Annotated in this window: 10 protein-coding genes; 5 read left to right on the plus strand and 5 right to left on the minus strand. The window is 68.8% G+C overall.

Features of this window, described 5'->3' with window-relative positions; all coding sequences use genetic code 11:
• The first annotated feature begins 39 nt into the window (after positions 1-39).
• Together CQ044_RS17635 and CQ044_RS17640 are read left to right on the plus strand one after the other, a co-directional pair.
• Positions 40-540, plus strand: coding sequence for a DUF2004 domain-containing protein (locus CQ044_RS17635; RefSeq protein WP_045273252.1), 501 nt, complete (start codon positions 40-42; stop codon positions 538-540).
• 41 nt (positions 541-581) lie between these two features.
• Positions 582-917, plus strand: a complete 336-nt coding sequence (locus tag CQ044_RS17640) for a hypothetical protein (protein WP_146116825.1) — start codon at positions 582-584, stop codon at positions 915-917.
• A 102-nt stretch (positions 918-1,019) separates the two neighbouring features.
• Here CQ044_RS17640 and lipA read toward each other — a convergent pair whose 3' ends face one another.
• A complete protein-coding gene (gene lipA, locus CQ044_RS17645; RefSeq protein WP_105689677.1) occupies positions 1,020-2,009 on the minus strand; it encodes a lipoyl synthase in 990 nt (329 codons plus the stop codon).
• The gene (gene lipB, locus CQ044_RS17650; RefSeq protein WP_105689678.1) at positions 2,006-2,647 is read right to left on the minus strand and encodes a lipoyl(octanoyl) transferase LipB; all 642 of its coding nucleotides are present in this window, start codon (positions 2,645-2,647) and stop codon (positions 2,006-2,008) included. Before lipB ends, lipA begins: the two co-directional genes overlap by 4 nt.
• 85 nt (positions 2,648-2,732) lie before the next feature.
• Between lipB and CQ044_RS17655 the strand changes: the two genes are divergently transcribed.
• The 3 genes from CQ044_RS17655 to CQ044_RS17665 all read left to right on the plus strand — a co-directional run bounded on the left by CQ044_RS17655 (position 2,733) and on the right by CQ044_RS17665 (position 7,260).
• On the plus strand, positions 2,733-3,320 hold the full coding sequence (locus tag CQ044_RS17655) for a TetR/AcrR family transcriptional regulator (RefSeq protein WP_105689696.1): 588 nt from the start codon (positions 2,733-2,735) through the stop codon (positions 3,318-3,320).
• Between the two features lie 43 nt (positions 3,321-3,363).
• The gene (ffh, locus tag CQ044_RS17660; RefSeq protein ID WP_105689679.1) at positions 3,364-4,914 is read left to right on the plus strand and encodes a signal recognition particle protein; all 1,551 of its coding nucleotides are present in this window, start codon (positions 3,364-3,366) and stop codon (positions 4,912-4,914) included.
• 228 nt (positions 4,915-5,142) lie between these two features.
• On the plus strand, positions 5,143-7,260 hold the full coding sequence (locus CQ044_RS17665; RefSeq protein WP_105689680.1) for a hypothetical protein: 2,118 nt from the start codon (positions 5,143-5,145) through the stop codon (positions 7,258-7,260).
• 82 nt (positions 7,261-7,342) lie between these two features.
• On the opposite strand, the gene glpK is transcribed toward CQ044_RS17665, so the two are convergent.
• The 3 genes from glpK to CQ044_RS17680 form a co-directional block, all read right to left on the minus strand.
• Positions 7,343-8,857: a glycerol kinase GlpK gene (gene glpK, locus CQ044_RS17670; RefSeq protein WP_105689681.1), complete on the minus strand. Its 1,515-nt coding sequence runs from the start codon at positions 8,855-8,857 to the stop codon at positions 7,343-7,345.
• A gap of 30 nt (positions 8,858-8,887) precedes the next feature.
• Positions 8,888-9,661, minus strand: a complete 774-nt coding sequence (locus CQ044_RS17675) for an MIP/aquaporin family protein (RefSeq protein WP_045273245.1) — start codon at positions 9,659-9,661, stop codon at positions 8,888-8,890.
• An 86-nt stretch (positions 9,662-9,747) separates the two neighbouring features.
• Positions 9,748-11,457: a glycerol-3-phosphate dehydrogenase/oxidase gene (locus tag CQ044_RS17680; RefSeq protein ID WP_105689682.1), complete on the minus strand. Its 1,710-nt coding sequence runs from the start codon at positions 11,455-11,457 to the stop codon at positions 9,748-9,750.
• Positions 11,458-11,498: the final 41 nt, after the last annotated feature.

The raw sequence follows: 11,498 nt of genomic DNA on the forward strand, positions 1-11,498 counted from the left end.
GGACTACCGCCTCGCGCGCAAGGCTGGTTTTATAGCGGTATGGCGATCGAACACGACTTCTTCGGACTGCTGTCCTCGGGACCGGACGGATCGATCTTCTGGTCCGAGACGGTGGAGTTCGGCGACCACGCGCTCACCGTGGATCTGACCGCGCCCGACCAGGAGGACGTCTCCCGGGAATCGCTCGACATCGCCGCCGCCTTCGTCTCGGGGCTCGAGGCCATCGACGACAAGGCCCGCCGCGGGATGCTCTCCGAGGTCGACGACCGCACGAGCGAGGTCACCGAGTACATCCTGCAGCAGCAGGAGGAGTACGGCGATGAGCTCAACGACTACCTCGTCGACGTGAGCGGTGACGCCGCGGTCGACATCATCCGCTCGCTGCAGCTGATGAGCATGACGCTGCTCGTGGACGAGCACGGCGGCAGCGAGCCGTTCGCGGTGCTCGAGTACGCGCTCGATGCCGACGGCGCCGACGATGTGCTGCTGGTGAACTTCGGATCCGACGGCTCCGTGCTGTCGGTCATGAGCGCCGACTGAGCGCCGCTGTGTCGCGGAGTCTCACCGACGCCGAGCGACGCATGCTCGCGGCGATGATCGCGCGCGGCAGCACTGATGGCGTGGTTTCTGCCGCCGACAGGGAACGCTGGAACGTGGACGCGGCGACGATGCTCGCAGGACGCTCGTGCGGATGCGGACGATGTCCGTCCATCGAGTTGCTGGACGAGTCCGGTGGGGAGATCGTGGGCCCTGACCGTCTCGTCCTGTCCGGTTGGATCGACGCCGACTCTCCGAAAGGTGCGGCGACGCTCCTTCTCTTCATCGACGGCGGCCGTCCGAGCTATCTTGAGCTCGCTCCGTTGGCCGACAACATCTACGGAGAGTTTCCTGACCCGGCGGTGGTGACCCCCTACTGAGTGCGATCCCACGCATCCCGAGACGGGAACGCGTCCGGATCGCAGGATGAACGAACCGCCGGACGAGGATGCCCCCCTGCCTCCCGTCCGGCGATCCGCGTCTCAGACGGCTTGAGCGAAGCCGAGGTCTGCGCTGGCGGCGATGTGCGCCAGGTGCGGCGGGATCTCGCGGCCCTTGGATGCCATGGACTGCGCCCACAGCCGGCCGGCGCGGTACGAGGAGCGCACCAGCGGACCGGCGAGCACGCCGAGGAATCCGATCCGCTCCGCCTCCTCCTTGAACGCGACGAACTCGTCGGGCTTCACCCAGCGAGACACCGGAAGATGGCGGGGCGTGGGACGGAGGTACTGGGTGATCGTGATGATGTCGCAGCCCGCGTCGTGCAGGTCCTGGAGCGCCTGCACGACCTCCTCCGGCTCCTCGCCCATGCCGAGGATCAGATTCGACTTGGTGATGAGCCCCGCCTCGTGCCCCTGCGTGATGACGTTGAGGGAGCGCTCGTACTTGAACGCGGGACGGATCCGCTTGAAGATGCGCGGCACGGTCTCGACGTTGTGCGCGAAGACCTCGGGGCGCGCGTCGAAGATCTGGCCCAGGAACGCCGGATCCGCGTTGTGCTCGTTCGCGAGCAGCTCGACACCGGTGTTCGGGTTGAGTTCGTGGATCTTGCGCACCGTCTCGGCGTTCAGCCAGGCCCCCGTGTCGGGGAGGTCGTCACGGGCCACGCTCGTGACGGTCGCGTAGCGCAGACCCATCTGCTGCACGCTCTCGGCCACGCGGCGCGGCTCGTCGGTGTCGTAGGCGTCGGGCTTGCCGGTGTCGATCTGACAGAAGTCGCAGCGGCGCGTGCACTGCGAACCGCCGATGAGGAACGTCGCCTCCTTGTCCTCCCAGCACTCGAAGATGTTGGGGCAGCCGGCCTCCTGGCAGACCGTGTGCAGGCCTTCGTCCTTCACGAGAGAGTGCAGGGCCTTGTACTCCGGCCCCATCCGCGCCTTGGTCTTGATCCACTCCGGCTTGCGCTCGATCGGGGTCTCGGCGTTTCGGATCTCCAGGCGCAGGAGCTTGCGGCCCTCGGGAGCGGCGCTCACGCGGCCACCTCCGCCGCGTACTCGGCAGCGAATGCGGCGGCCACCGCATCGACGATGTCGGCGGGGGAGACCTCGCGGCCGATCACCTCGCTCACGGTGGTGACACCGGCGTCGGTGATGCCGCAGGGGATGATGCCGCGGAAGCCGGCGAGGGTGTTGTCGCAGTTGATCGCGAAGCCGTGCATGGTCACGCCCTGCTGCACGCGCACTCCGATCGCGGCCACCTTGTCCTCGCTGAGCGGCCGGCGCACCCACACGCCACTGCGACCATCGACCTGGTATCCGTCCACGCCCAGGGGGCGCAGCACGTCGATCAGTAGGCGCTCCAATCGGCGGACATGGGCGACGACGTCCATGGGCTCCGGCAGACGCACGATGGGATAGCCCACGAGCTGTCCCGGTCCGTGCCACGTGATCTTCCCCCCGCGGTCGACGTCGACCACGGGCGTGCCGTCCTGGGGGCGCTCCTGAGGTTCGGTGCGCTTGCCCGCCGTGTACACCGCCTCGTGTTCGAGGAGCAGCAGCGTGTCGGGACGGGTGCCCGCCACGATCTCGGCGTGCACGCGCCGCTGCAGATCCCACCCGTCGAGGTAGGGGACGAACTCGGGGGCGAGGCCCACCGTCTGGATGTCGAGCATGGCCGACCCTTCTGGTCGAGTTGTTGTATGCGGTTCAATAATAGGGGTGAATCGACGGGTGCGCGCATCGCGATACGGTGGCGTGGTGACCACCCCTGCCCGCGGCGTCGGCCGCCCCCGGGTCTCCTCGCGCGAGACGATCGCCGAAGCGGCCTGCGAGCTGTTCCTGGAATCCGGGTACGAGGGCACGTCGATCGCCGGCATCGCGCAACGCGCCGGCGTGAGCAGGTCGAGCTTCTTCAACTACTTCTCCTCCAAGAGCGATGTGCTCTGGTCCGGTTTCGACGAGCGTCTCGATCGCGCGGTCGCAGCGCTCGAGGCTCCGGGTGCCGGCGCCGATTCGGCGGGGATCGAGGCTGTGCTCGCCGCGATCCTGGAGGGGCTCGAGCCGGATCCGCTCGCCCTCGCCTTCGGCAACGCGCAGGCCATGGGACTGGCGGAGGAGCTGCAGCGCGAGTCCGCACTGCGCCAGGGCAGGCTCGCCACCGCACTGTCCGAGGCCGCGCGCGGCGCGGGCGTGGAGCGCATCAGGGCCGACGTGCTCGGCGCCGCCTACGCGATCGTCGTGCTGTCGTCGCTGCGCGTCTGGGCCGAGGGCGGTGCGGGTCACGGGTCGCCGCTCGCGCAGCTGCAGCACGCGCTGCCGCGCATCGCCGATCTGCACTGGGGCTGACGCGCCGCGGATCGGGGATCCGCTCGCGTAGAATTGCAGCACCATGGCTACATTTGGCACGCTTTCCGATCGGCTCACCGAGACCTTCCGCAATCTGCGCACGAAGGGCAAGCTGACCGCCGCCGACATCGACGGCACCGTCCGCGAGATCCGACGCGCCCTGCTCGACGCCGACGTCGCGCTGCCCGTCGTCAAGGACTTCACCGCGAAGGTGCGCGAGCGCGCCCTGGGCGACGAGGTCAACAAGGCGCTGAATCCCGCGCAGCAGGTCGTGCAGATCGTCAACGAGGAGCTCATCGCGATCCTCGGCGGCGAGCAGCGCCGCCTCGAGTTCGCGAAGAACCCGCCGACGGTCATCATGCTCGCCGGACTCCAGGGATCCGGAAAGACGACCTTCGCCGGCAAGCTCGCCAAGCAGCTGCAGGGCGAGGGGCACACGCCCCTGCTCGTCGCCGCCGACCTCCAGCGCCCGAACGCGGTGACCCAGCTCACCGTCGTCGCCGAGCAGGCGGGTGCCACCATCTACGCGCCGGAGCCGGGCAACGGCGTCGGCGACCCCGTGCGGGTGTCGCGCGACGGCGTCGAGCACGCCCGCCGCCAGCAGCACGACATCGTCATCATCGATACCGCAGGACGCCTCGGCGTCGACGCCGAGCTCATGAAGCAGGCCGCCGACATCCGTGCAGCGGTGGATCCGGACGAGGTCCTGTTCGTGATCGACGCGATGATCGGTCAGGACGCGGTCAACACCGCGAAGGCGTTCCAGGACGGCGTGGACTTCACCGGCGTGGTGCTGTCCAAGCTCGACGGCGACGCCCGCGGTGGAGCCGCGCTCTCCGTCGCCTCGGTCACGGGCCGCCCGATCATGTTCGCGTCGACGGGCGAAGGTCTCGAGGATCTGGAGCCGTTCCACCCCGACCGGATGGCGAGCCGGATCCTCGATCTCGGTGACATCCTGACCCTCATCGAGCAGGCGCAGAGCGCGTTCGATGAAGCTGAAGCGCTCAAGGTCGCGGAGAAGCTCGCGACCGAGTCCTTCACGCTCGAGGACTTCCTCGAGCAGATGCAGCAGCTCAAGAAGATGGGCTCGATGAAGAAGATGCTCGGGATGCTCCCGGGCATGGGTCAGATGAAGCAGCAGCTCGAGGACTTCGACGAGCGCGAGATCGACCGCACTGAGGCGATCATCCGCTCGATGACGCCGGGGGAGCGCCGCAACCCCAAGGTGCTCAACGGGTCCCGCCGCCTGCGCATCGCGCGCGGCTCCGGCATGACCGTCACCGACGTGAATCAGCTCGTGCAGAGGTTCGAGCAGGCTGCCAAGATGATGAAGACCGTCGCCCGCGGCGGCACCCCGAACATCCCCGGCATGGGCGCGATGCCCGGCATGGGGCGTCCCGGCGCCTCCTCGAAGCGCGGCAAGAAGGCCAAGGGCTCCGGTTCCCGATCGGGCAACCCGGCGAAGCGCGCCGCTGAGAATGCCGGGCTGGCCACGAGCCAGGCCGCGACCGGATCCGGCTTCGGCCTGGGCGGGCAGCCGGCGCCGAGCGAAGCCGACATGGCCGAGATCCAGAAGCTCTTCGGCAAGAACTGACAGAGTCGCCCACGGGGCGCCGAGCCCGTTCCGGCTCGGCGCCCCGTGGCGTATGAACGCGGTGTCGACGCGGGCGAACATCGGATCTTTCCCGGGCGCACTCCTCGACGCGCCGAGAAAGATCCTCGCGCGACGACACTAAAACGTTATAGCCTGGGCGCGGCTTCGCATCGCCCGCTAAGGGGACGCGGATCCGCTACGCAACGGAGCGCAACCTGGAGGGTGCACATGGCTGACCTGAACCGCAGAACATTCCTGACCGTCGGAGGTGTCGGACTGGCGGCGCTGCTGGCCGGTGCACCCGGCATCGCGACGGCGGCGGTGCGTCCCGCCGCCGGAACCGGCGCTACCGGAACCGGCGCCGCCGCGCCCGTGCCGGCGTCAGGGGGCACGCCGCCCGGCCCGTACACCTTCGGCTGGGCCGCCGACGACCTGCTGGCCTTCGATCCCGGAACGACGCCGTGGGCGCCGCACCTGCGCTGCCTGATCCCGCGGGCCACGCGGATCGCGCCCTTCGCCGCGACGCAGGCGCATCCCGATCTCGATCCCGCGGTGCAGCTGTCCACGCTCACGATCGACGACGCGGGAAGCATCTACGAGGGGCACAACCAGGCGATCGGCCTCGAGGCGCAGGTGTACACCCAGCGCTACTGGTCGTACATCGACATCTTGGGCACCTGGCACGGACAGGTCAAGGGATCGGCGCCCATCGAGATGATCGACGGACAACGCGCCCCAGGACGCCCTTATGGCGTGATCGACATCCCCAACCCCGGATGGACCGAGGCCGCGCACAAGAACGGCGCGCGGTCGATCGGGGGCTGGTTCTGGCCGCGCCCCGTCGACTTCGACGCCTTCCTCGTGCAGGCCGGCGACGGGTCCTTCCCTGTTGCGGACAAGATGATCGAGATCCGGAAGTACTTCGGATTCGACGGGCTGTTCATCAACCAGGAGGGCAGCGTCAGCGCTGCGCAGATCGCGAAGTTCCAGGACTTCCTGCGCTACCTCAAGCGCACCGATCCCGACTTCTATCTGCAGGGCTACGACTCGGCCGACTTCGACAGCGGCGAGGTCAGCTACGAGAACAGGTTGAGCGAGAACAACCTGCGCTGGTTGGGCACGCCGGACGCGCCGATCTACGACTCCCTCTTCATGAACTACTGGTGGCAGGCGACGACCGGCGGTGCGGACCGCGATCTCAGCAAGAGCGCCGCGTCGGCCGTCGCCGCCGGCCGTGACCCGCGCGAGGTGGGCTTCGCCGGTGTCGAGCACCAGAAGGGCGGATTCCGGCCGGAGGAGGACTTCGGCAGCGTCGCAGGCCCCGGACGGCCCGCGCCGACCTCCGTGGCGTTGTTCGTGGACTCGCAGATCTGGCTGAACGGATCGTGGGACGGCACGACCTCCACCGCGGACGGACGCGCGACGTATCGCGATCTGGAGCAGCGGTTCTGGTCCGGCCCGACGGGGAACCCCGGGACCTCGGGGCGCCTCGAGCCCCGGACGCCTCCGTATCGCACCGACACGCTGAACTACCGGCAGTGGGACGGCATCGCGCACTGGATCACCGAGCGCTCTCCATACGGCGGCCTGCCGATCGCGACCGACTTCAACGTCGGCGTCGGATCCGCGTTCTTCCTCGAGGGCGCGAAGGTGCGCGACAGGGGCTGGGACAACATGGGCAGCGCGGACAGGGCGCTCACCTGGCAGTTCTGGACGGAGGGCGATGTCGTCGTCACGCTGGACGAGTCGGCCAGCTACGGCAGCGGGCACAGCCTCTCTCTGCGCGGCGGGGGAGTGATCCACCTGTTCAAGACCGACCTGACGGCCGACAAGGCGATCGCGGTCGAGGTCCGCGCCCAGGGCGTCCAGACGATCGATCTCGGGGTCACCTGGCAGGATGCGCCGTCCGTGGTCGACTGGCAGCCGCTCGCGAAGTCGGATCCCGCGGGCTGGGACGGCTGGACGGGCGGTGTGAACGCCCGCGGCCGTCGCATCGCGCGGATCTCGCTGCGGACGAGCGGCGACGGCCGCATCGGCCGGGTGTCTCTGCGGGAGGCCGGGAAGCCGCTCAAGCCCGCGACGCCGACGGGCTTCCAGGTCGCCGATGCGGGCGATGCCGGCGACGGGAAGCGGCATCTGACCTTCGCCTGGGACCTCCGGTCCGATGCCGTGGGGTACGACGTGCTGCAGATCGGCGGCTCCGGCACGACCTGGCTCGGTCGTGTGCACCGCGATGTGTTCTTCGCGGAGGCGGTCGATCTCTCCGGAGGGCGTCAGTTCCAGCTCGTCGCGTTCGGCGGCGACCTGCACCGCAGCGCCCCGGCCAAGGCCGTCCTGAACCCGTGACCCGGGGGTCGGCGCTCGCCGGCCGACACGAAGAAGGCGGTCCGGAGGGTTCACCTCCGGACCGCCTTCGTCGTGTGTCAGGTCACTTCACGTCGTCGTCGACCCAGTCCATCGACTTCGTGACGGCCTTGCGCCACAGCCGCAGCTGGCGGTCGCGCTCTGCGGCGTCCATGGTGGGCTCCCAGCGGCGGTCCTCCTGCCAGTTGGCGGCGAGGTCCTCCAGGCCGCTCCAGAATCCGACCGCGAGGCCGGCCGCGTACGCCGCGCCGAGCGCGGTGGTCTCGGCGACCACGGGACGCACCACTGGCACGCCGAGCACGTCGGCCTGGAACTGCATGAGCGCGTCGTTCGCGACCATGCCGCCGTCGACCTTGAGCTCGGTGAGGTCCACTCCGGCGTCGGCGTTGACCGCGTCGAGCACGTCGCGGGTCTGGAACGCCACGGCCTCGAGCGCGGCGCGTGCGATGTGGTTCTTGTTCGCGTAGCGGGTCAGACCCACGATCGCGCCGCGGGCGTCCGGACGCCAGTACGGCGCGAACAGGCCGGAGAACGCCGGCACGATGTACACGCCGCCGTTGTCGTCGACCTGGCGGGCCAGCTCCTCCACCTCGGGGGCGGAGGAGATGATGCCGAGCTGGTCGCGCAGCCACTGGATGAGGGATCCGGTGACCGCGATCGAGCCCTCGAGCGCGTAGTGCGTCGGCCCGTCGCCGAGCTTGTAGCCGACGGTGGTGAGCAGCCCGTTCTTCGAGTGGACGATCTCCTCGCCCGTGTTGAAGATCAGGAAGCACCCCGTGCCGTAGGTGTTCTTGCTCTCGCCGGTGTTGAACGCCGCCTGACCGAAGGTCGCCGCCTGCTGGTCGCCCAGGATGCCGGCGATCGGGGTCTCCCGCAGCAGCGAGGAGTTCTCGGCAGCGCCGTACACCTCGGAGGAGGAGCGGATCGACGGCATCATCGACTTCGGAACCCCGAACGCCTCGAGGATGTCGTCGCGCCACTGCAGCGTCTCGAGGTCCATGAACATGGTCCGCGAGGCGTTGGTGACGTCGGTCGCGTGCACGCCGCCGTTCACGCCGCCGGTCAGGTTCCACAGCACCCAGCAGTCCGTGGTGCCGAAGAGCAGGTCGCCGGCCTCGGCCTTCTCGCGCGCGCCTTCGACGTTCTCCAGGATCCAGGCGATCTTGGTGCCGGAGAAGTAGGTCGCCAGCGGCAGGCCGACGATCTCCTTGAACCGCTCGACGCCGCCGTCCGCCGCGAGCCGGTCGACGATGGGCTGGGTGCGGGTGTCCTGCCAGACGATCGCGTTGTAGATCGGCTTGCCGGTGGTCTTGTCCCAGACCACCGCGGTCTCGCGCTGGTTGGTGATGCCGACCGCGGCGATGTCGTGGCGCGTCACGTTGGCGCGCGCCAGGGCGATGCCGATGACCTCCTGGACGTTCGCCCAGATCTCGGAGGCGTCGTGCTCGACCCAGCCGGCCTGCGGCAGGATCTGCTCGTGCTCCTTCTGACCGGTGGCGATGATGCTGCCCTTGCGGTCGAAGATGATGGCGCGGCTCGAGGTCGTGCCCTGGTCGATGGCGATGACGTAATCAGCCATGTGCAGTTCTCCTTTGAATAGCGGTTCGGGTTACTTTGCGAGGTGCAGCAGCACCGGCGAGAGCAGCGCGGCGATGGTTCCGCCGAGGAGCGGGCCGACGACGGGCACCCAGGAGTAGGCCCAGTCGCTCGATCCCTTGCCCTTGATCGGGAGGATCGCGTGCGCGATGCGCGGACCGAGGTCACGGGCCGGGTTGATCGCGTAGCCGGTCGGACCACCGAGCGAGGCGCCGATCGCGACGACGAGGAGGGCGACGGGAAGCGCCGACAGCGCGCCGAGACCACCGGGGGTGCCGATCTTGACGTCGCCGTAGTCCGCGAACGCGAAGATCACGAACACGAGGACGAAGGTGCCGATGATCTCGGTGACCAGGTTCCAGCCGTAGGAGCGGATCGCCGGGCCCGTCGAGAAGACGCCGAGCTTGTTGGCCGGCTCCGGCTCCTCGTCGAAGTGCTGCTTGTAGGCGAGCCAGCAGAGCACGGCGCCGATGATCGCACCGAGCAGCTCCGCCCCGGTCGCGACCGCGTAGTGGGTGAAGTCGATCCCCTTCGTGGGGTCGAGCAGGTGCTGCACGAACAGACCGATGCCGACCGCGGGGTTCAGGATCGCTCCGGAGTAGGCGGAGACCAGAACACCGGCGAAGACCGCCAGGCCCCATCCCCAGTTGACCATCAGGAAGCCGCCGTTGAAGCCCTTGTTCTTCACCAGCGCGACGTTCGCCACGACGCCGCAGCCGAGCAGGAGCAGCATCGCGGTGCCGACCAGTTCGGAAACGAAGTAGAGGCCCATATTCACATCAGGCATGTCTCCATTGACCTTTCGCAGAGCACCGGCCCCTCTGCCGGTGCGGTGTTCGAGTAGACGCCGAGAAGGGCGGCGCGGGGATCTCGCTACCCGCGGGTGCGGGCGACGAGGGAAAGTCCGTGCCGGGTGTTCAGCAGCTCGCGGGTCAGCTCGACCTCGCGCGCGGTGCGCGCGCGGTCCCAGCCCTTCAGCGGCGCGAGCGCCTCGGCGACCTCTTCGAGGATCTCCTCGGTCACGTCTCCGGTGAAGGCGAGGCTCGTGCGGCGCAGGACCACGTCTTCGAGGCGCACGATCAGCTCGTTCTGCACCATCCACTCGAGCTCGCGGGTCGAGAGCTGACCGCCGGCGAGGGGCGCGTCGGCACCCTGCTCGACGTACTGCCACACGTCGGCGGCGCGCGTGCCGTAGCGCTTGAGCAGCGGTTCGGCCCGCTCTCCGGCACCGGGCAGGTGCTGTGAGATCCAGGCGGCGCGTGCCGCGTCGTCCTGCGGGTAGTCCTTGCCGCCGCCGATCGCGCGGCCGAGGGTCGAGACGACGCGGGTGCGGCCCAGCAGATCCAGGATCTTGTCCGAGAGTGTCTCGCCGAGCGCTCGGAACGTCGTCCACTTGCCGCCGACGAGGCTGAGGTGCGGGACCGCGTGGCTGTTGTCGACCTCGACGCGGTAGTCCCGCGAGACGAATCCCGGCGCCGTGTCCTCGTGCCGGGGGAGCGGGCGGATCCCGCTGAACCGGTAGACGATCTGCTCGCGGTTCACGGCGATGTCCGGGAAGACGTGGTGAACGAGGTCGAAGAAGTAGTCGATCTCCTCCTCGGTGCACAGCGGCACCTCGCGGGGGTCGGCGTCGATGTCCGTCGTGCCGACCATGACCTTGCCCTTGAGCGGGTAGATCAGCACGATGCGGCCGTCGGAGTGCTCGAAGAAGATCTCGCGTCCGCGGGTCGCGGCGAGCAGCTCGGGGTTGTCCAGCACGATGTGCGAGCCCTTGGTGCCGCCCATGAAGCGGGTGAGCTCGCCCATGGCCTCGTTGGTGAGGTCGGTCCAGGGGCCGGACGTGTTCACGACGACGTCGGCGGCGATCGCGAACTCGGTGCCGCTCTCGCGGTCGCGCAGGAGCACGGCGTCGCCGTCGTGGCCGATCGCCTCGACGTAGTTCAGGGCGTGCGCACCCGGGTGCGCCGCGCGACCGTCCTGCAGCACGTCGAGCGCGAGGCGCTCCGGGTCGTGCATCGACGCGTCGTAGTAGGTCGCCGTGTACTTGATCTTCGGATCCATGGCGGGAAGCTCCGCGAGGGACTTCTTGCGGCCGAGGAACTTGTGCCGCGGCACCATGCCGCCGTCACGCGAGAACGTGTCGTAGATGGTCAGGCCCATCTTGATGAGGAACGCTCCGCGCTCCTGGGGCTTGCCCGACTTGTGCGTGAGGAAGCGCAGCGGCGCCGACAGGATTCCCGAGAAGGTCGAGTAGATCGGGATCGTCGTCTCGAGCGGCTTGACGAAGTGCGGGGCGATCCTCAGCAGCCCGTTGCGCTCGGTGACCGACTCCTTGACGAGGCGGAACTCGCCGTTCTCCAGGTAGCGGATGCCGCCGTGGATCATGTGGCTCGAGGCGGAAGAGGCACCGGAGGCGAAGTCGCCGCGCTCGACGAGGACCACGTCGACGCCCTGCAGAGCGAGGTCGCGGAAGGTGGAGATCCCGTTGATCCCGCCTCCGATCACCAGCACGGTGGTGCGGCCCGCTTCGCGGACTCGCGTCACCTCGGGGCGTTCTGCGGCGTTGTGGACGTGGTCGGTCATCTTCGTCTCCTTCCGGATTTCTCACAGCATTCCCCCAGCCG

This window comes from Microbacterium sp. MYb64 (genome assembly GCF_002979495.1).
Taxonomy (GTDB): domain Bacteria; phylum Actinomycetota; class Actinomycetes; order Actinomycetales; family Microbacteriaceae; genus Microbacterium; species Microbacterium azadirachtae_A.